The 21,698-nt window shown below is 60.6% G+C and carries 9 protein-coding genes and 6 pseudogenes; 10 read left to right on the forward strand and 5 right to left on the reverse strand.

The window, feature by feature from the left end; genetic code table 11:
* Positions 1-4 precede the first annotated feature (4 nt).
* The 4 pseudogenes from LJU32_21610 to LJU32_21625 all read left to right on the forward strand — a co-directional run bounded on the left by LJU32_21610 (position 5) and on the right by LJU32_21625 (position 4,740).
* Positions 5-651 (forward strand): annotated as a pseudogene (locus tag LJU32_21610) (response regulator).
* Between the two features lie 105 nt (positions 652-756).
* Positions 757-1,340: pseudogene (locus LJU32_21615) on the forward strand (type 1 fimbrial protein).
* Between the two features lie 74 nt (positions 1,341-1,414).
* A pseudogene (locus LJU32_21620) lies at positions 1,415-2,159 on the forward strand (molecular chaperone).
* Between the two features lie 85 nt (positions 2,160-2,244).
* Positions 2,245-4,740 (forward strand): annotated as a pseudogene (locus tag LJU32_21625) (fimbrial biogenesis outer membrane usher protein).
* A 166-nt stretch (positions 4,741-4,906) separates the two neighbouring features.
* On the opposite strand, the gene LJU32_21630 reads toward LJU32_21625, so the two are convergent.
* From LJU32_21630 to LJU32_21640, 3 genes and pseudogenes are all read right to left on the reverse strand, one after another.
* On the reverse strand, positions 4,907-8,581 hold the full coding sequence (locus LJU32_21630) for a translocation/assembly module TamB (GenBank protein ID WKV88109.1): 3,675 nt from the start codon (positions 8,579-8,581) through the stop codon (positions 4,907-4,909).
* A pseudogene (locus LJU32_21635) lies at positions 8,578-10,302 on the reverse strand (autotransporter assembly complex protein TamA). Before LJU32_21635 ends, LJU32_21630 begins: the two are co-directional and overlap by 4 nt.
* Before the next feature lie 66 nt (positions 10,303-10,368).
* Positions 10,369-11,019: a GNAT family N-acetyltransferase gene (locus LJU32_21640; GenBank protein ID WKV88110.1), complete on the reverse strand. Its 651-nt coding sequence runs from the start codon at positions 11,017-11,019 to the stop codon at positions 10,369-10,371.
* Between the two features lie 324 nt (positions 11,020-11,343).
* Here LJU32_21640 and xthA point away from each other — a divergent pair, with 324 nt between their 5' ends.
* Positions 11,344-12,156: an exodeoxyribonuclease III gene (gene xthA / locus LJU32_21645; protein WKV88111.1), complete on the forward strand. Its 813-nt coding sequence runs from the start codon at positions 11,344-11,346 to the stop codon at positions 12,154-12,156.
* Between the two features lie 204 nt (positions 12,157-12,360).
* Complete coding sequence (locus LJU32_21650; protein ID WKV88112.1) at positions 12,361-13,695, forward strand: phosphate ABC transporter substrate-binding/OmpA family protein; 1,335 nt, start codon at positions 12,361-12,363, stop codon at positions 13,693-13,695.
* A gap of 131 nt (positions 13,696-13,826) precedes the next feature.
* Here LJU32_21650 and LJU32_21655 read toward each other — a convergent pair.
* Positions 13,827-15,055, reverse strand: a pseudogene (locus tag LJU32_21655) (acyl-CoA dehydrogenase).
* Positions 15,056-15,226: 171 nt separating this feature from the next.
* Here LJU32_21655 and LJU32_21660 point away from each other — a divergent pair.
* From LJU32_21660 to LJU32_21670, 3 genes are all read left to right on the forward strand, one after another.
* On the forward strand, positions 15,227-16,156 hold the full coding sequence (locus LJU32_21660) for a LysR family transcriptional regulator (GenBank protein ID WKV88113.1): 930 nt from the start codon (positions 15,227-15,229) through the stop codon (positions 16,154-16,156).
* Between the two features lie 204 nt (positions 16,157-16,360).
* Positions 16,361-16,762 (forward strand): MerR family DNA-binding transcriptional regulator, encoded by a 402-nt coding sequence (locus LJU32_21665; protein ID WKV88114.1) that lies wholly within the window; start codon positions 16,361-16,363, stop codon positions 16,760-16,762.
* Positions 16,763-16,907: 145 nt separating this feature from the next.
* Complete coding sequence (locus tag LJU32_21670; GenBank protein WKV88115.1) at positions 16,908-17,807, forward strand: hydroxymethylglutaryl-CoA lyase; 900 nt, start codon at positions 16,908-16,910, stop codon at positions 17,805-17,807.
* Positions 17,808-18,457: 650 nt separating this feature from the next.
* Here LJU32_21670 and LJU32_21675 read toward each other — a convergent pair.
* A complete protein-coding gene (locus LJU32_21675) occupies positions 18,458-20,155 on the reverse strand; it encodes an AMP-binding protein (protein ID WKV88116.1) in 1,698 nt (565 codons plus the stop codon).
* A 300-nt stretch (positions 20,156-20,455) separates the two neighbouring features.
* On the opposite strand from LJU32_21675, the gene LJU32_21680 reads away from it, so the two are divergent.
* Positions 20,456-21,619, forward strand: coding sequence for an isovaleryl-CoA dehydrogenase (locus LJU32_21680; GenBank protein WKV88117.1), 1,164 nt, complete (start codon positions 20,456-20,458; stop codon positions 21,617-21,619).
* Positions 21,620-21,698: the final 79 nt, after the last annotated feature.

Below are 21,698 nucleotides of genomic sequence, written 5' to 3' on the forward strand. Positions count from 1 at the left end.
ACTCATGGAAACCTTCAACGTTGTCATCGCCGATGATCATCCCATCGTTTTGCTGGGGTGCGGGAACTGGTCGAGCGCGACCGGCGCTTCCGCGTGGTTGGCGAAGCGGTGTGTTCCGATGGTTTGATCGAGCTGCTGAAGTCACAACCGGTAGACTTGTTGATCACCGATTTCAACATGCCCGGTGACTCGCCCTACGGTGACGGCCTGAAACTGGTGGAGTACGTGACCCGCCACTTTCCCGCAGTGCGCGTGCTGGTGCTGACCATGATTTCCAATCCGTTGATCCTCACCCGCCTGCAAGAGCTCGGCGTACTCGCAGTCATCCAGAAAAGCCAGTTGCACATTGAAATAGAAGTGGCGCTCAAAGCCATCGCCAAGGGCAAACGGGTACGCGGCCATCAACCGGCGCCGACTTCGGTACTGGACGATGGCGCCGATCTCGATGAACGCTTTTCCCGACTGTCGCCCAAGGAACATGAAATCCTGCGTTTGTTTGTTCAAGGGCAAGGCGTCAATGAAATTGCCCGAGGTCTGAATCGAAGTGCAAAAACCATCAGCACCCAGAAGATTTCGGCCATGCGCAAACTGGATGTCAGCAGTGATCAGGAGTTGCTGGCTTATTGCATCGAGCGCAACTTGTTCAATTGACTGACCGTTACCCCTTGCAACCTGGCGGCTTCTAGGGATCGTCTGATGTTGCAGGACCCGAGCGGATTTTATCGTGTTGTCTTTACCCACCAATGGAAAAGCAACATGAAAAAGCTGTCTCGCACGCTTCTCGCCCTGTCGATCTTCGCTGCCGGTAATGTTCTCGCGGCCGATCCGGTTGTGCCTACCAAGGCTGGCAGCGGCACCATCAACTTCACCGGCAATATCAACAACGATGCCTGCTCGATCGAAGGCGCCGGCAAGGAAAAACCATTTCGGTAAACATGGGTGAAGTGTCGATCAAGGACATGGGCACCGCTACCGCGCCGAAAGGCAACGGCACCCTGAGCGTCGAGAACTTCGACATGAAGATCAACTGCAACGCCGGCACCAAGGTTGCCATGATTTTTGAACCAACCAAGGGCGGGTCGGGCATTGAAGCGGGTACCAAAGTCCTGAAACTGATCGAAGGTTTAGGTGCTGCCAAAGGTATCGGTATCGCATTGCTGGATGCCAACGGCGAGGTAATCGATTTGACTTCCCCGACCACCGCACGCATCGAAAACACCCTGCAGGACAGCAACACCACGCTGAAATTCTCGGCAGCCTACGTGACCACTGTCGATCCGAAACTGGCCGTTGCCGGCCGTGGCGACGCGACCCTGCCGTTCACCCTGCAATACGAATAAACCGCGAGCTTCATCGAGCACTGTGCGGGGCCGGACGGTCCCGCACTTTCTTTCACTCTGCGCGGTAATCGTTCATGTTCATACGTCCTTCCCTGTTCCTTTGCGTCGGCCTTCTGAGCCTGTTCGCCGTCAATCAGGCCATGGCCGGCATTTCCCTGAGCAGCACCCGGCTGATATTCGACGGCAAGCACAAAGAAGCTGGCATCACCGTGCGTAACAGCGGTGCCGACGTGTTGATTCAGTCGTGGGTCGATACCGACAGCGACGAGGCCTCTGTGCCCTTCGCCGTCACTCCGCCGCTGGTGCGCGTCAGCGACGGCGAGCAGCAGATTCTGCGGGTCATCTACGAAGGCACCGGCATGCCCAAAGACCGCGAGTCAGTGGTGTGGCTGAACGTGCAAGAGATCCCGCAGTCAGCGAAGACCGCGAACACTCTGCAACTGGCGGTGCGCCAACGGATCAAGCTGTTCTTCCGCCCTGCCGGGCTGAAAAACAATGCCTATCAGGCACCGGCCGAAGTGACCTGGCGACTGACCGAGCGCGCCGGCAAGAGCGTGCTGGTAGTAAAAATCCCGGCCTGTACCACGTGTCGATTGCCGACATCACCCTGCAATCCGGCACTACCAGCGAGCATCCATTCGACTCGATGATGATCGCCCCCGGTGAAGAAAAGAGTTCGCTCTCAAACATCGTCACGCGGCCAGCTCCCTGCGCCTGTCATTCAGCAGCATCAACGACTATGGCGCCCGCGATCGTTATGTCGCGCAACTTTCCAGCAGCGCCGAAGTGAGCGCCAGCCCGGATAAAGAATCGCCATAACTCGCGTGCCGCTTTTACAGCCGCACTTTCACTGTATTTCTCTTCGCTCCGTTAGTTCGTATCGGAGGTGATATAGGGTTCCTGCATGTTTTTACTCAAGCGCGATGGCCTGGCGCCGTTTTCGGTCGCTCTGGTCTTCAGCACAACCTGTCTGGCTGACGCCGAAGAACAATTCAATACCTCGTTTCTGCAAGGCGCGACGTCCGCCATCGACCTGCAATCGCTGCTCGCCGGCAGCCGCGTTCTGCCCGGCACTTATCGGGTCGATCTGTATGGCAACGATATGCTGGTGGGCCGGCGCGATATCGACTTTCGCCGTCTCCCCGACAGTCACAAGGTCGAAGCCTGTCTGACCCAGGACATGCTCAAGCAACTGGGCGTGGATATTGGCAAGTTGCAGGCCAGCGGCAAGCTCGACGTCGCCGATGCGGATGCCTGCCTCGACCTGCCCGCGCTGATCGACCACGCCACCGTGCGCTACGACGTGCCGCGCCTGCGCTTGCTGGTCAGCGTGCCGCAGAGCGCGATGGAGCGCGGCCGCCGTGGTTATGTCGACCCCGCGCTGTGGGACGAAGGTGTACCGGCGGCGTTCATCAATTATCAGGTGAGCAGCAACCGCAACAGCAGCGACGCCAATACTACGATTGCCAATAACGTCGGCCTGCGCAATGGCATCAACCTCGGCGGCTGGCGCTTGCGCAACGAATCGAACTTCAACAGCAGCACCGGCCGGCCCAGCACGTTCAAGAGTAACCGCAGTTATCTGCAACATGACGTCACCGTGTTGAAAGGCCAGTTCAGTGCCGGCGACATTTTCTCCGACGCCGACCTGTTCGACAGCGTGCGCTATCGCGGCCTGAAACTGGCCTCCGACGATGGCATGCGCGCCGACAGCGAGCGCGGCTATGCGCCGGTGATTCGCGGCATCGCGCAATCGAGTGCCACCGTCGAGATTCGCCAGAACAACTACATTCTGTACACGGCCAACGTGCCGCCCGGGCCGTTCGAGATCAGCGATATCTACCCCAGCGGCTCCAATGGCGATCTGGAGATCACCGTGATCGAAGCCGATGGCCGGCGCCGGGTGACGGTGCAGGCGTTTTCCAGCCTGCCGATCATGGTGCGCGAAGGGCAACTGAAATACAGCGTCTCGGCGGGCCGCTACAACAGCAACAGCGATGACCAGCAGACGCCGGAGTTTGTCAGCAGCACCGTGGCTTATGGCGTCAGCAGTAACCTGTCGGCAATTGTCGGTACCCAGGCCACCGAGAATTTCCAGGCACTGTCGATCGGCGCCGGGCGCAATACGGCGATCGGCGCAATCTCGCTCGACCTGACCCACTCCAACAGCCGCACCTTTGGCCGCACCGTCAAGGGCAACAGCTTGCGCGCGTTGTACGCCAAGACCTTCACTGGGACTGACACCAACTTCACCCTCGCCGCCTATCGCTATTCGACCGAGGGCTATCGCACCTTGAGCGAACACGTCGAGGAGCTGAGCCGCGAGGGCGAGCAGCGCACCGGTAACTCAAAAACCCGCACCGATCTGACCGTCAACCAGAGCCTGGGGCGCAATCAGCAGTTCGGCAGCATCTACCTTAACGCCAGTGATCAGCGTTATTAGGGGCGCGGCGGTTCGCAGAGCCTGTCAGCCGGCTACAGCAACTATTGGGGTGATGTCAGCTACAACCTCAGTGCCACTTACACCAAGGATGTCGGCAACTACGGCCCGGCGAACAACGACACGCTGTTCAACCTCTCAGTGTCGTTTCCGCTGGGCTCCAAGCCCCGCGCGCCGCGAGCGTTCGTTTCCGCCAGCACGCAGAAAGACGACAGCAGCACCCAGGTCGGCATCAATGGCTATCTGTCCGAAGACAGCGACACCTATTACTCGGTACAGGGCGGCAACAGTCGCATTGGCGGCAGTACGGGTTCGGCCAACCTCAGCACGCGAACCTCATTGATGGACATCAGTGCCGGTTACAGCCAGGGCCGTGGCTATAACTCACAGAATCTCAATGTCGCTGGTTCGATCGTCGGCCATGCTGGTGGCATCAACCTCGGGCAGACCGTTGGGGAGACGTTCGCGCTGGCCCAGGTCGAGGGTGTTGAAGGCGTGAAGATCGCCAGCTTTTCCGGGGCGAAAACCGCTGGCAATGGTTATGCGGTGGTCTCCAACGCACAACCGTATCGGGTCAACTGGATCAGCCTCGACACCCGCGATCTGGGCGGCGATTTCGAAATTGAAAACGCTACCCAGCAAGTGGTGCCGCGCCGTGGTGCGGTGGTGCTGGCGCGCTACGCGAGCAAGACCGGGCGCCGGGTGCAGTTTTCCCTGTCCGACGCACAGCACCAGCCGATTCCGTTCGGCGCCGCGCTGGAAGACGCCGCCGGCAAGCAACTGGCAATCTCCGACCCGAGCGGCAAGGCCCTGGCCCTGGTCGAGGACGACGCCGGCACTTTGACCATCAAGTGGCAAGGCCAGCGCTGTGAAGCGCCGTATGCACTGCCCGAGCGCGACAAGGCGTTGAACTACGAACGCGCCTCACTGGTGTGCCGCCCGGCGCAAATGCAGGAATGAGCTTGGGCGTCAGTCGCATCATCGATGTTGTCTGAAATGACGCCATCGCTGGCAAGCCAGCTCCCACAGGTTCTGAGGCGTACATGGATAGTGTGCACGACGCAGACCCTGTGGGAGCTGGCTTGCCAGCGATTGGAGCAACTCGGTTCGAGGACAGAAATTCGCCCTAGAAATCCCGCTTATAGAAAATATCCAGCGAGCTCGCCACGCCGCTTGCCGCTTCGACGTAGACCTTCTTGCTCAGCTTGTAGCGCAGGGCGATGGTGCTGGCCGGTTCGAAGACGCCGACGCCGTAGCGCAGGCTGAGTTTCTCTGAGATGTTGCCGCTGGCGACGACGCTGGTGTCGTTGCCGCTGCCCTGGGTGTCGAGCTGGAAATCTTCGATGCCCAGATCCTTGGCCAGGCCACTGGTGACTCCGGCGCTGCCCATTAACCCCAGGCCCAGTGCGGCCTGAGCGAGCATGTTGTTGTCTTCGCCATTGGTGCTCAGCGGACGACCCAGTACCAGGTACGACAGCGCCTGTTCCTGGCTCATCGCCGGTTCGGAGAATATCTGCGTGGTCGGTTGTTCGGCGCTGCCGCTCAGGCGAATACCGGCGATGACGTCGTCGGTCTGGCGGATCGCTTCGATGTCCAGATACGGCTGGTCGATGGGGCCGGCAAACAACAGGCGCGCACGCCGCACTGTCAGGCGCTGGCCGTAGGCGCGATAGCGGCCGTCGTTGAGCCAGAGTTCGCCACGGGTGTCCATGTTGTCGCCGATGTGCACCTGGCCTTGCAGATTGGCAGTCAGGCCGAAACCGGCGAAGCTCAACTTGTCCTGGCCGACGATCACGTCGATGTCCATTTTCATCGCAATCGGTGGTTTGCCCTCTTCGGTCTGCGCGCCAACGATGATGGTGTCGTCGGAGACTTTCACCGTTGATGGTGGCAGCTCGCGCACGGTGATTTCGCCTTTGGGCACCAGCACCTTGCCCGCAACTTTCAGCTCATCGCCGGCCATGGAAATCTTCAGGTCCGGGGCCATTTCGAGTTTGGCGTAGGGTTCGACGCTGACCGGCAATTGCGTGCCCTTGAGCGCCAGATCGACCACCAGTGCCTGACCCCAGGCGACGTTGCCGTTGAGACTGCCTTTGCCAGTCTTGCCGCTGTCCCAGCCACCGTCCAGGCGCACCGATTCGCCGGCGATCGCCGCCGTCAGTTGCAGGTTCTGCAGCTCCATCGGCAGTTCGGCGCCGGACACCTCGCCGTCGCTGAGCTGCACGGTGCCGTTGACCAGCGGTGCGAGCAGGCCACCGGAAATAGTGCCGCTGCCGTTGAGCCGGCCGGTGAGTTTTTCCACCATCGGCACGAATGGCCGCGCCACCGACAGATCGAGGCCAGAGAGGCGGAACGAGCCGCTCAGCGGTTTGTTTTTCGGCAGCGGATTGAGCTGCGCCTGGACCAGCAATTCGCCGAGTTTGCCGCCGACAAAATTGAGCTCGGTGTCGACGCGCTTGGGCGTGAGCTTGCTGCTGAGTTTGAGGGTCTGGTAGGGGAAATCCAGCCACTGATCCTTGTCGCGCACGCGCAGGGTGCCGCCGCTGGCATCGACACTGACCACGCCGTTCGGGCCGCTCGCCGGCAAGTCCAGTTGCAGATCGGCGTTGAGTCGGCCCTGCCAGGCGAAGTCCTTGGGCAGCCACTGCGCAAGGCTTTCGATCGGGAATTGCTTGAGGTGATAACGCAGCTTCGGCTCGGGCATCAGGCGCTGGTCCTCGCCACACAGGCTGGCGTTGCCGGACAGCCAGCAATGCGCGCCGAAATTGATCTGGCCGTCCGCAAGACGTTCCAGCTTGGCCGGGCTTTGCAGCCTCCAGTCCTGGCCACCGGCTTGAATGTCACCACTGGCCAAGCGACCGCGCCAGTTTCCTTTGTCGAGATTACCGTCCAGACCCAGCGCCAGTTTCAGCTTCGGTCCGATCAGGTCGAGGTTGAGTTTCTGGCTTTTGATATCGCCCTGAGCACTGGCGGTCAGAGTGCCCAACGAGGTATCGCCAGTCTGAATGCCGCTGCCTTTGAGATTGATCTTCGCCCGCTGCGCGCTGTCGAGCGTGGCGTCGAGGTTGAGGCTTTGCAGACGGTTGTCCTGAAAGGCCAGTTGCGAGCCCTGCAGATCGAGCTTGCCCTGCGGCGCCTTCAGCGTACCGGCGACGTTGATCTGACCGTTGACCTGCCCGCGCAATTGCGGCCACAGCTGGGCCAGACGCGGCAGTTCGATGTCAATCTGGCCGCCGAGTTTGTCCTGCAGGCTGCCCTTGCCGTTGATGCTGTTGTCGCCGAGACGGATTTGCAGGGCGTTGAGGTTCCAGCGCTCGCCCGCGCCGTCAGCCTTGGCCTGCAGGATTGCCGGTTGGCCGCGCAATTTGCCTTTGAGGTCGAGGTCGGCGCTGAGGCTGAGCTGATCATTCTTCATCTCGCCCTTACTCTTCAACGGCCCGGCCAGAGTGCCCGGCAGTTCCGCGACCCAGTACGCCGGGTTGAGCGCCGACAGGTCCAGCGCGGTATCCCAGGCGATGCCGTCGGCGAATCGTACATTGACGTGCCCTTCGGCCTTGCCCTGCCCGGCCTGCATGACCAGTTGCGGCAAGGCGATCTGTTCGAGGCTGCCGCTGAACGGACTGCTCAAGGTGAACGCGCCGGCCGGGCCATCCAGCGCAGCGTCGAAATTACCGAGGTACTGGCCGTCGGTGTAGGACACTTCGCCAGTGAAAGTACGCAACGCGACCTGCGGCTCGTCGATTTCCGGATAGAGCCGATGCCACGGGAAGTCTTGCCAGTTGATATTGGCCTGAGCGCTGAGGCCTTTGCTCCAGTCGACATTGCCGGTGAGCTTGAGGCTTTGCTTGTCGTTGGCCGTCAGATCAAGACCGGCGATCTGCGCACCATTGGCGTCGACCTTGCCTTTGAGCAGCAGCGCCACTGGCGATTTTTCGGCGGGCAACGTTGCGTTGCCGAGCAGTTGATAACCGTTTTTCAGGTCGCCTTCGCCCGTGAGCACAAGCTGATTGAATTGCAGGGTGTCCGGCAGATCGGCGCTGGGTTTGAACGCGTCGCTGGTGATGCGCAGCTTGGCCGGGAGGTTTTCCGCCAGCGCTTGCAACTCGCCGTTCAACTGACCGTCGAGGTAGCCACGGCTGTCGGCATGCAGGTTGAGGGTTTTCAACAGATCGCCGTCGACTTTCAGCGCCAGGGTCCACGGCTCGCTGCCGGGCGCGGGCAAGGTCAGATCACCTTGAATTTTCAGCGGCCAGTTGCCGCTCGGTTGCAGCAGGCCGGACAGGTTCAGGCTGAGTTCGTCGCGCTGCAATTTCACGCTGTCGATCTGCAGGCCCTGAGCGGTCCAGTGCGCCGCCAGTTGCAAGCCCTTGAGCTGTTCGCTGCCGTTGAACAACAGGCTGCCGACCTCAACATCGCCCAGTTCGATGGCCACAGGCAATTGCAGGTCCGGCAGTTTGATCGGGCCGCTGTCGGTGGTTGCTTCGCTCGGCGGGAATTGCAGGATCACCTGCTCGGCCTTGAGCTGATCGATGCACAAGGTCATGCGCGTCAGGCACAGCGGCGACCAGGCGAAGATCGCCTTGTTCAGCTCGACACGGCTGGTGTCCTGCTGCCACACCAGGTGATCGGCGCTCCACTGCCCAGCGAGGCGACCGTGGAAATTCTCCAGGCTCAGGCCCGGCACCAGGCCCAACGCCCAACGACTGCCGGCCTGCGTGCCAAGCAGTGCGGCGAGGCTCAAGACGATCAACAAGACCAGCGCCAACAAAGTCAGCGCTGTTATTTTCAAACCACGCTTCACAGCTCAGGCCCCATGGAAAAGTGCAAGCGAAAGCCGCCGTCATCGTCCAGCGCCCGAGCGAGGTCGAGGCGGATCGGCCCGACCGGCGAGACCCAGCGCACACCGATGCCGACCCCGGTCTTGAGGTCGGGCAGTTCGAGTTTGTTGAAAGAGTTGCCTTGGTCGACGAAGGTCGCCACACGCCATTTCTCGGCAATCGAATATTGATATTCGACGCTGCCGGCAATCATGTAGCGGCCACCGATGCGGTCGCCGTCGGAGTTTTTGGCGACAGGCTCTGGTAGTCGTAACCGCGCACGCTCTGATCGCCACCGGCGAAAAAGCGCAGAGACGGCGGAATCGAGTTGTAGCCGTTGGTGGCGCTGCCGCCGACCTGCACGCGGCCGAGCAAGCGGTGCTTGTCGAACACCGTGGTCAGGCCCTTGACCAGCGCAGTGCCATATAAAGGTTGTTGTCCGAACCGAGGCCTTCCTTGGCCACTTTGCTTTCGAAGCTCAGGCGATAGCCGTTGCGCGGGTCGATGCGGTTGTCGCTTTTGAGGTACGAATAACTGATGCCGGGCATCAGCAACGTGCTCAGGCCGGAGTCGTCGCCCAGTTCGTATTCTTCACGTTGCCATTTCAGCGAGATCACCCGCTGCCAGCCGCTGGGCAACTTGCTGTGCCATTCCGGGCCGAACGTCAGCAGCTTGCTGAGGGTGTCGGAGCCTTCGATGTCTTCGAACTGATAGCCGCCGGCCCAGCGCAGTTTGTCGGTCAGTGGCGGGTCGAGCGGGATGTCATAGAACAGCCCGACGTTCTGCCGGGGCGCCGAGAGTTCAGCTTCCCAGCCGTAACTGTCGCCCTGCGGATTGACCCAGTGACGCGTCCAGTTGGCTTTGATGCGCGGGCCGACGTCGGTCGAGTAGCCAAGGCCCAGACCCATGGTGCGCGGCTTGCGCGTGTCGAGTTTGACCTCGACTGGAATGACGTCATTTTTTGCCGCCGTCGGCGCCGCGTCGACGCGCACGCCTTCGAAATAGCCGCTCGATTGCAGGTTGCGATTGAGTTCGGCGATCAGTTCTGAATCGTAGGGTTCGCCTGCCTTGAACGGCACCATGCGTTGCAGCAGGTCTTCGTCGAATGGCGTGTCGCCCTCGAAACTGACATTGCCCAACGCATAGCGCGGGCCGCTGTCGTAGATCAATTCGATGTCGGCCACGCCCGCGCGGGGATCGACCATGAGTTTCTGGCTGGTGAAATGGCCGCTGAAGTAACCGAAGCGCGAGGCCTGGTTCTGGATCACCCGTTTGGCGTCTTCGTAACGACCATGGTTAAGCACGGCGCCGGACTTGAGCAGGTCGCCTTTCGGTACGCGGAAGGATTTCAGCGAGGCCGCCGGGCCATCGACACGTACGGTGACGTTGCGCAGGCGGATCGGCTCGCCGGGATCGATGTTGAGCACCAGACGCGGTTTTCCCCGCCCTTGACGTCGCTGTCGATCTGCGGCTGGTAGTAGCCCAGCGCCTGGGCCGCTTTGCGCGCCTGCTCTTCGGCACCGCGACTGAAGCGCAGCAAGGCTTCTTCGTCGCGATCGCCGAGGCTGCCGATATAGCCTTCTATATTGGCCTTGAGTTCATCGTTGGACGGCTTGATCCGTACATCCAATTCACTTTGCGCCAGCGCCGCGCAGCTGGATAACAGCATCAGCACGCCGCTGGTAAATCTTCGTGGAAACTTCATAGGCGCGGATGCTATCACGGGCTCGGGAGCCTGATAGAACAGGTAATTTGTGAAGAAGTTCGATCATTATCCCGTTGCTGTCTGTAACACCTGCGGATTGGCGTGGAAAAATACGTGTTCGCGCACCGGCCCGACGGCAACCTCGCCGATCTCCTGATAACCCTGCCTTTTATAGAATTCCAGGTGGCGCGGGTTGCCGGTGTCGAGCACCACCCCTTGCGAGGTTTCATCGACGGCGCACCAGTTGTGCACGGCAGTGAGCAACTGTTCGCCGTAGTGCTTGCCCTGAAACTGCGGGTGGACACCGAGTAACGGCAGCATGTGCACCGAATCACCGGGCACGCACGCGGCGACGGCAGCGTGATATTCCAGATAACGCCGGGTGCAGCGAAACCCGGTGCTGAGCACCATGCGCAAGCGCCAAGCCCAGCTTTCGGTAACGCCCAGGCGCCGTTGCGGAGGTGCGATCAGGGCGATGCCGATCAAGCGATCGTTGACCAGCAGGCCGATCGCCGGCAGGTCCTGAAGGAAATGCTGTTTGACCAGCTCGCGCACCGTCGCGCGCACGCGTTGTTCATAGCCCGGGCGTTCGGCTTCGAACAGGTAGCCGAAGGTTGGCTCGTGGCGATAGGCCTGATACAGCAACGAGCGGGCTTCGCGGGAATAGCCGCGGTCGAGCATGTGGATATCGGCGACGGCGAACTGGGTTTCAGGCATTGCAGTGATTCTCCCCGGTGGCGCGCTCGGAGGCTGGCGCGCTTGTTGGTACGAACCTTGGGCGGATGTGGTGGTTCACCTGACAGGTTAGACCAGCCTCGGATCTTCATCGACTGGGGCGGGCCTCATCGCTGGCAAGCCAGCTCCCACAGTGTCTGCGTCGTTCACAACATTTACATACACCACAGAAACCTGTGGGAGCTGGCTTGCCAGCGATGGGGCCGGGACAAGCGCTACAAATCCCACAGGCCAAAATGATTTGTCCCACACTGGCCCATCTCCCCCATGTCAGCTAGCATCGCCCTTTTGCCAGGACTGCCGACCATGAAGATTGTTTCCTTCAACATCAACGGACTGCGTGCCCGTCCGCATCAGCTGGCAGCGCTGATCGAAAAACATCAGCCCGACGTGATCGGCCTGCAGGAAACCAAGGTTCACGACGACCAGTTCCCCCTCGAAGACATCCGCGCCCTCGGCTACCACGTGCACTTCCATGGCCAGAAGGGCCATTACGGTGTCGCCCTGCTCTCGCGCAACGAACCGATCGCGATCCATAAAGGCTTCGCCACGGATGAAGAAGACGCGCAGCGGCGCTTTATCTGGGGCACTTTCGCTGATGCCAATGGTGTGCCGGTGACGATCATGAACGGCTATTTCCCACAGGGTGAAAGCCGCGACCACCCGACCAAATTCCCCGCCAAGCAGCGTTTCTACAGCGATCTGCAAGCACTGCTGGAAAGCCAGTTCCACAACGAACAGCCACTGGTGGTGATGGGTGATGTGAACATTTCCCCGGAAGACTGCGACATCGGCATCGGCCCGGACAACATGAAGCGCTGGCTGAAAACCGGCAAATGCAGCTTCCTGCCGGAAGAACGCGAGTGGATGGCGCGCCTGAAGAACTGGGGCCTGACCGACAGCTATCGGCACCTCAACCCCGACGTGAGCGACATGTTCAGCTGGTTCGATTATCGCAGCCGTGGTTTCGAAGATGAGCCCAAGCGTGGCCTGCGCATCGATGTAATTCTGGCTTCCCATGGCCTGCTGCCACGGATCAAGGATGCCGGCGTGGACTACGAACTGCGCGGCATGGAAAAACCATCGGACCATGCGCCGATCTGGCTTGAACTGGCCTGATCCGCGAGTTGCCTGAGATCCCTGTGGGAGCGAGCTTGCTCGCGAAGGCGGAGTGTCAGTAATCAGATATGTTGCTGATACGCCGCCTTCGCGAGCAAGCTCACTCCCACAATTGATATTTACACCCTTCAATCCCTGTCATATTTCGGTCACGCGCCTGACTTAATCTCCCCGGCAATCCCCTTGGCTTGATTCGGTGCCGGCATGACCCTGCGTGTTCTCTGCGTTTTCCTGTTGAGTGGCTGGCTGTCGGTGTCCGCCGCCGCCCTGCCGATCCCCGAAAACGGCCCGGCATTACGCATTCAGGGCTCCAACACCATCGGCGCCGAACTCGGCCCGGCGCTGGTCGAAGGCCTGTTGCAGGAACAAGGCCTGCTGAAAATCCACCGCGAAACCCCGGATACCGCCAACGAACAACGCCTCGTCGGCCAGACCGCGCAAGGGCAACGCGTAATCATCGAAGTCGCCGCCCACGGTTCCAGCACCGGCTTCACTGCGCTGAAAAACGCCAGCGCCGATCTGGCCGCCTCTTCCCGCGAGATCAAGGACAGCGAACTGCTTGCCCTGCAAGCCCTCGGCGATCTGAAAAGCCCGGCGGCCGAGCAAGTCATTGCCATCGACGGCCTGGCGATCATCCTCAACCCGGCCAATCCATTGCAGCAGCTGGACACCGAGCAATTGGCGCGGATTTTTGCCGGCGAAGTGAAAACCTGGGAAGAGCTCGGTAGCCGTGGCGGCGCCATTCATTTATATGCGCGGGATGATCAGTCGGGAACATACGACACGTTCAAGGAACTGGTCCTGAGCCGGCGTGGGAAAAGTCTCAGCAGCGCGGCGAAACGCTTCGAATCCAGCGAGCAATTGTCCGACGCCGTCAGCGCGGACCCGCAAGGTATCGGCTTCATCGGCTTGCCTTACGTGCGTCAAGCCAAAGCCGTGGCGATTGCCGACGGCGCCTCGCAAGCGATGCTGCCGCTGAACAGTCTGATCGCCACCGAAGATTATCCGCTGTCGCGGCGCTTGTTCTTTTATCTGCCGCCGGACAGCCGCAATCCGTGGGTGCAGGCGTTAGCCGCGTTCGCGCAGAGCCCCCAGGGTCAGGCGATCGTTGCCGCCAGTGGTTTTGTCAGCCAGACCGTGCAAGCCATGAGCGTGGCGCCGAATGCGCTGATGCCCGAGGGTTACCAATCCCTCAGCCGACATGCCCAGCGTCTGACAGTGAATTTCCGGTTTGCCGAGGGCAGCGCCAGTCTGGACAACAAGGCGCGGCAGGATCTGGCGCGGGTGCTCGACTATATAAAGCGCAATGGCAAGACCGAACGGGCAGTGACGCTGGTGGGGTTTGGCGATTTGAAGGATGACCCGGCACGGGCCGATCTGCTGTCGAAGCTGCGGGCAATGGCCGTGCGTCGCGAGCTGGTCAAAAACGGTGTGGTCATGCGCGAAGTACGCGGCTTCGGCGCGCTGATGCCGGTGGCAACCAATAGCGCGGATGAGGGGCGGATCAAGAATCGGCGGGTTGAGGTTTGGGTGTATTGATCCTGACGCCTGATCGTTCCCACGCTCCGCGTGGGAACGCATCCCGTGACGCTCCGCGTCACAGTGGACGCAGAGCGTCCATGGCGGAATTCCCACGCAGAGCGTGGGAACGATCAGGCTGGTATCACGGATCAGCGCTCGCTACGCATCATCTCCTTCGGCACATACTTGCCGATCTCGAACTTGCCAATCGCCGCGCGGTGCACTTCGTCCGGGCCGTCGGCCAGACGCAGGGTGCGTTGCATCGCATACATGTAGGCCAGCGGGAAATCGTTCGACACCCCTGCCCCGCCATGCATCTGGATCGCCCGGTCGATCACCCGCAAGGCCACGTTCGGCGCGACGACTTTGATCTGCGCAATCTCGCTTTTCGCCACTTTGTTGCCGACGGTGTCCATCATGTACGCCGCTTTCAACGTCAGCAGACGCGCCATGTCGATCTCCATCCGCGAGTCGGCGATCTTGTCGATGTTGCCACCCAGACGCGCCAGCGGTTTGCCGAACGCGGTGCGGCTCACCGAGCGTTTGCACATCAGTTCCAGTGCCCGCTCAGCCATGCCGATCGAACGCATGCAGTGGTGAATCCGCCCTGGGCCAAGGCGACCCTGGGCGATTTCGAAGCCGCGTCCTTCACCCAGCAGGACGTTTTCGTACGGCACGCGCACGTTGTCGAACAGCACTTCGGCGTGACCGTGCGGTGCGTCGTCGTAACCGAACACCGGCAGCGGACGGACAATCTTCACGCCGGGGTATCGACCGGCACGAGGATCATCGAGTGCTGGGCGTGACGCGGCGCGTCGGGGTTGCTCAGGCCCATGAAGATCAGGATCTTGCAGCGCGGATCGCAGGCGCCGGAGGTCCACCATTTCTTGCCGTTGATCACCCACTGATCGCCATCACGCACAGCTCGGGCGGCCATGTTGGTCGCATCGGAAGACGCCACGTCGGGCTCGGTCATGGCGAACGCCGAGCGGATTTCGCCGCGCAGCAGCGGCTCGAGCCAGCGCTGTTTCTGCTCTTCGTTGGCGTAGCGCACCAATACTTCCATGTTGCCGGTGTCCGGCGCTGAGCAGTTGAACGGCTCCGGCCCGAGCAGGGAACGGCCCATGATTTCCGCCAATGGCGCATATTCGAGGTTGCTCAGGCCGGCGCCCAGCTCGGACTCAGGCAGAAACAAATTCCACAGCCCTTCAGCCTTGGCCTTGGCCTTGAGCTCTTCCATGATCGCGGTCGGCTGCCAGCGATCGCCCTCGGCAACCTGGCGCTCGAACACCGCTTCGGCGGGGTAAACGTAAGTGTCCATGAACGCAGTCACGCGCTCACGCAGTTCCTGAACCTTGGGCGAATAAGCGAAATCCATGGGTAGTTACCTTCTCGGGCAGAGGTTGTTCAAGTCATGCAATCGATGCTAGAACAGCGCTGATCATTTGCCTAGCCTATTCTCGGCGTGTATAAACATTCATCACCAATATATGATCCGCTGATCGTCAGCCCCAAAACACTTGCACTTAATAACAAGAGAAGCCGCGTTATGAATCTGAGCAAGGTCGACCTGAACCTTTTCATCGTCTTCGACGCGATCTACACCGAAGCCAACCTGACCCGCGCCGGGCAGATTGTCGGCATCACCCAGCCGGCGGTGTCCAACGCGCTGGCGCGGTTGCGCGAGACCTTCAACGACCCGCTCTTCGTGCGTACTGCCCAGGGCATGGTGCCTACGCCGATGGCGCAGAACATCATCGGCCCGGTGCGCAACGCCCTGTCGCTGCTGCGCGTGTCGGTGCAGGAAAGCCGCATTTTCAACCCGGCGCAGGCGGCCAAGACCTACCGCATCAGCATGACCGACCTGACGGAGGCAATCATTCTGCCGCCACTGTTCCAGCGCCTGCGCCGCCTCGCGCCAACGGTGATCATCGAAAGCTTTCTGTCCAAGCGCCGGGAAACCACCAAGGAACTGGCCGCCGGGCGTCTGGATTTCGCTGTGGATGCGCCGCTCAACACCGACCCGCAGGTGCGCCACGTCAAGCTGATGGACGACCGTTACGTCTGCGCCATGCGTAAGGGCCATCCAATGGCGGGCAAGGAAAAACTGAGTCTCGATGACTACCTGTCGCTGACTCACATCCATATTTCCAGCCGCCGCAGCGGGCTGGGCTATGTCGATCTGGCGCTGGGCAAAATGGGCATCCAGCGCAAGATCGCCCTGCGCTCGCAGCACTATCTGATGGCCTCGCAAGTGATGCAGCAGACCGACATGGTCATGACCGTGCCGGAACGCTTCGCCCGCCGCCATGATTTGCAGTCGTTCAATTTGCCGGTGAATGATGTGCCGTCGGTGGAAACGCATTTGTACTGGCACGAAAGCACCGACCAGGACCCGGCCAACCGCTGGATGCGCGAGCAGATGATCGAGTTGTGCCAGCAGGTGACGGCGCAGGAGAAGAAGCTGGAGAAGGTTTAAGACACGACACCGTGTCACCGTTCTTCGCGAGCAAGCTCGCTCCCACAGGGTTTTCTGTCGAACACAAATCCTGTGTTCACACACATCCACTGTGGGAGCGAGCTGGCTCGCGAAGGGCCTGTACAGACAACCACAACCATCCTTCTTGACGTAAACGTAAACCACCGATTAGCTTAGCGCCATGCCCCTTTTCCGAGCGCTTTCATGAGCAGTCAGACCTACAGCATTTCCGACCTCGCCCGCGAGCTGGACATCACCACCCGGGCGATCCGCTTTTATGAAGAGCAAGGCCTGCTCAGCCCCGAGCGTCGGGGCCAGGAACGTATCTATTCGCCGCGCGACAAGGTCACTCTGAAGCTGATCCTGCGTGGCAAGCGCATCGGTTTTTCCCTGGCCGAATGCCGCGAGCTGATCGAACTCTACGACCCGTCCGGCGGTAACACCAAACAGCTCAACAGCATGCTGGCGAAAATCAGCGAACGCCGCGAACAGCTCGAGCAGCAATTGCTGGATATCGAACAGATGAAGCTCGAGCTGGATACGGCCGAAGAGCGCTGTGTGCAGGCGCTGGAGCAGACGCTCAAGAGCCAGCAAATAGCCCAGTAGTCTGCCAATACACCTTTCCCTGTGGGAGCGGGCTTGCCCGCGATGGCGTCGGGTCAGTCAACATCATTGCAGGATGTTCCGGCCTCATCGCGGGCAAGCCCGCTCCCACAGGGATCACCACGAATCCACGAAGCAGGTCCCGCCCATGTCCCTCCCCTCCCAAGTACGCCTGATCGAAGTCGGCCCGCGCGATGGCCTGCAGAACGAAGCCCAGCCGATCAGCGTCGCTGACAAGGTGCAACTGGTCGATGCCCTGAGCGCTGCAGGTCTGGGCTATATCGAAGTCGGCAGCTTCGTCTCGCCGAAATGGGTGCCGCAGATGGCCGGATCCGCCGAAGTGTTCGCGCAGATCCAGCACAAACCCGGCGTGACCTACGGCGCGCTGGCGCCGAACCTGCGCGGCTTTGAAGACGCGCTTGCCGCCGGGGTCAAGGAAGTCGCGGTGTTCGCCGCCGCCTCCGAGGCGTTCTCGCAGCGCAACATCAATTGCTCGATCAGCGAGAGCCTGGCGCGGTTTGCGCCGATCATGGAGGCGGCGAAACAACACGGCGTTACCGTGCGCGGTTACGTTTCCTGTGTGCTGGGCTGTCCGTATGAAGGCACGGTCGCACCGGAGCAAGTGGCGATGGTCGCGCGCGAGCTGTACGCGATGGGCTGCTACGAAGTGTCGCTGGGCGACACCATCGGCACCGGCACGGCGGGCGCGACCCGGCGCCTGTTCGAGGTGGTCTCGGCGCAGGTGCCACGGGACAGACTCGCCGGGCATTTCCACGACACCTATGGCCAGGCCATGGCCAACATCTACGCCAGCCTGCTCGAAGGCATTGCGGTGTTCGACAGCTCTATCGCCGGCCTCGGCGGCTGCCCGTACGCCAAAGGCGCGAGCGGTAACGTTGCCACCGAGGACGTGGTGTACCTGCTCGATGGCCTGGGCATCGAGACCGGTATCGACCTGGACGCCTTGATTGCCGCGGGCCAGCAGATCAGCGCAGTGCTCGGCCGCCCGAGCGGTTCGCGGGTGGCCAAGGCGCGCAGCGCGCAGTGAGGTGTTACCGCTGCGTCAGTGATGTGGGCAAAAGCGAGTAACACGGAAACAAATTGTCTGGCTTTGCCCCGAGCTGAAAAAACCCTAAAACTCTAACCGACTGATTTATAAAGCTTTTTAAAAGTTGGCACGACACCTGCTATCTCTATCGCATAACAAGAATAAAAAGCCGCAAACTAATAAAAACAAGACGAAACGACTCTGACATAACAAGAACAACACGGCAGAGACGCAGCTAACAGATTTTTTGGAGAAGGTGTGCTTTTCAGGGTGCTCTCAGGAGTGACCCGCAACCGGGCAGAGAACAATAAAACTACCTTCAGGTAGCTCCCGAATCGGTTGGATCGTTAAACGAGAAAGCAGATCAGCGCTCAAAAAATACGTTTGCTCTTGACCCCGGATGGGGGTCGCCAAAAAGCTGTACAGGGCCACGGTTGCCAAAAACAACAACAGACCGACCCTCAATAATAAAAAGAGCACGCAACGACAAATTAAAGGGGAGCTTCGGCTCCCTTTGTGCTTTCTGCAATTCCTGAAACCACCCCAATCCCTGTGGGAGCTGGCTTGCCAGCGATTGCGGTAGAACATTCAACATTGATGCTGGCTGACCTGACGCCATCGCTGGCAAGCCAGCTCCCACAGGGTTTAGGTTACCGCTCGGTTATTTTCAGCTCCTCGATACTGATCTCCCGCATTCTGAATTTCTGGATCTTCCCCGTCACCGTCATCGGAAACGCGTCGACGAACTTGAAGTAGCGCGGTGTCTTGAAGTGGGCGATGCGTTCCTTGCACCAGGTTTGCAGCTCCAGCTCCGAGGCACTATGGCCGGGGTGGAATTTGATCCAGGCGACGATTTCCTCACCGTAGCGCGAGCACGGAATGCCGACCACCTGCACGTCCGCCACCGCCGGATGAGTGAAGAAAAACTCCTCCAGCTCACGCGGATAAACGTTCTCGCCGCCACGAATGATCATGTCCTTGTTACGCCCGGCGATGTTGACGTAACCCTCCTCGTTCATGCTCGCCAGATCGCCGGTGTGCATCCATCCCGCCTCGTCGATGGCTTCGGCGGTGGCCTGCGGATTGTTCCAGTAACCGAGCATCACGCTGTAACCGCGCGTGCACAATTCGCCGATGGTGCCGCGCGGCACGAGGTGGCCAGCAGAGTCGATGATCTTGCTTTCCAGTTGCGGCTGGGTGCGCCCGACCGTGGTGACGCGCAGCTCCAGCTCATCCGCTGGCCCAGTCTGCAGCGACACCGGGCTGGTTTCGGTCATGCCGTAGGCGATCTGCACTTCGCTCATGTGCATTTCGTTGATCACCCGGCGCATGACCTCGATCGGACAGGTGGCGCCGGCCATGATCCCGGTGCGCAGGCTCGACAGGTCGAAGGTCTGCCGCTGCGGCTGATCGAGCATGGCGATGAACATGGTCGGCACACCGTACAGCGCCGTGGCTTTTTCCTCGGCCACCGCTTGCAGGGTCAGCGCCGGATCGAAAGCGTCGTTGGGGTAAATCATCGTGCTGCCATGGGTGACGCAACCGAGGTTGCCCATGACCATGCCGAAGCAGTGATACAGCGGCACCGGAATCACCAGACGATCGGCAGCCGTCAGGCCGAGGCTTTCGCCGACCATGTAGCCGTTGTTGAGAATGTTGTAGTGACTGAGGGTCGCGCCCTTGGGAAAACCGGTAGTGCCGGAGGTGTACTGGATGTTCACCGGTTGATCGAAATGCAGGCTGGTGCTGCGTTCGCGCAGCTGTTCGGACGAGACGCTGGCGGCCAGATCGCTGAGCTGCGACCACGGCAGAAAACCGGGCGGCGGATTGGCATCGAGGCTGATCACGCCGCGCAGCTCCGGCAGACGCTCGCTGCGCAGCTGACCGATGGCGTGCTCGGTCAATTCTGGCGCCAGGCTCTGGAGCATTGCGTGGTAATTCGAGGTCTTGAACGCTCCGGCGCAGACCAGCCACTGGCAGCCGGATTGCTTGAGCACGTACTCGAGTTCGGAGCTGCGGTAGGCCGGATTGATGTTGACCAGGATCACGCCGATCTTCGCCGTGGCGAACTGGGTAATGCACCACTGCGCGCAATTCGGCGCCCAGATGCCGAGGCGATCGCCGGTCTGCAAGCCCAGCGCGAGCAAGGCCCTGGCCTGCTCATCCACCGCCTCGGCCAGTTGCCGCCACGAATACCGCAGCCGTTGATGGCGCACCACCAACGCCTCGCCGTCCGGGTGTTGCGCGACAGTCTGATCGAAGCGCTGACCGATGGTCATCGCCAGCAGGGCTTGGTCCTGAGAGCCACGGCTGTAGCTGCGCTGCGGGTTTGCACTGGGTTGATCCATGACGACCCCTATTGTCTTTATTAGTGGGTTTTCCCGGTTTTGAATCCCTGTGGGAGCGAGCCTGCTCGTGAATACGCTGCGTCATTCACCCTTTAGGGCGACTGATACAGCGCTTTCGCGAGCAGGCTCGCTCCCACCAGAAACAAACCGATATCTGATCCTGAACTGCCCTTACTCTCGCCCAAGTTGACGCTTACGTAAAGCCGATTGACAGTCGATCTCTGGAAGCTTTACGTTAACGTAAAGCTGAACGCCGATTCGTCGTGCGCTCCACCCGATAAAAAAGCCAAAAGGTGCCACATGAGCTATCCATCCCTGAATTTCGCCCTTGGTGAAACCATCGACATGCTGCGCGATCAGGTGCAGTCCTTCGTCGCCGATCAGATCGCCCCGCGTGCCGCGCAGATCGATCACGACAACCTGTTCCCCGCCGACATGTGGCGCAAATTCGGTGACATGGGCCTGCTCGGCATCACCGTGCCGGAAGAGTACGGCGGCGCAGGTCTGGGTTATCTGGCGCACGTGGTGGCGATGGAAGAAATCAGCCGTGGCTCGGCGTCGGTGGCGTTGTCCTATGGCGCGCACTCCAATCTTTGCGTCAACCAGATCAACCGCAACGGCAATCACGAACAGAAAAGCAAATACCTGCCGAAGCTGATCAGCGGCGAGCACGTCGGCGCCCTGGCGATGAGCGAGCCCAACGCCGGTTCCGACGTGGTCTCGATGAAGCTGCGCGCCGACAAACGCGGCGATCGCTTCGTACTCAACGGCAGCAAAACCTGGATCACCAACGGCCCTGACGCCAATACCTATGTGATCTACGCCAAGACCGATCTGGAAAAAGGCCCGCACGGCATTACTGCGTTCATCGTCGAGCGTGACTGGAAAGGCTTCAGCCGCAGCAACAAGTTCGACAAGCTCGGCATGCGCGGCTCCAACACCTGCGAGCTGTTTTTCGATGACCTCGAAGTACCCGAAGAGAACATCCTCGGCGTGCTCAACGGTGGCGTGAAAGTGCTGATGAGCGGCCTCGATTACGAACGCGTGGTGCTCTCCGGCGGCCCGACCGGGATCATGCAGTCGTGCATGGACCTGATCGTGCCGTACATCCACGACCGCAAGCAGTTCGGCCAGAGCATCGGCGAATTCCAGCTGATCCAGGGCAAAGTCGCCGACATGTACACCCAGCTCAACGCCAGCCGCGCTTATCTGTACGCGGTGGCCCAGGCCTGCGAGCGCGGCGAAACCACGCGCAAGGACGCGGCCGGGGTGATCCTCTACACCGCCGAACGCGCCACGCAAATGGCCCTCGACGCGATCCAGATTCTCGGCGGCAACGGCTATATCAACGAATTCCCCGCCGGCCGCCTGCTGCGCGACGCCAAGCTCTACGAAATCGGCGCCGGCACCAGCGAGATCCGCCGCATGCTGATCGGCCGCGAACTGTTCAACGAGACGAAATGAATCTCGTCAGCTGCAAGCCGCAAGCTACACGCTGCAAGAGATCCACGCTCTTGCCCCGACTTGCAGCTTGCCGCTTGTA

Origin of the sequence: Pseudomonas sp. B21_DOA, from assembly GCA_030544685.1 — a bacterium.
Classification (GTDB): Bacteria; Pseudomonadota; Gammaproteobacteria; order Pseudomonadales; family Pseudomonadaceae; genus Aquipseudomonas; species Aquipseudomonas fluorescens_AO.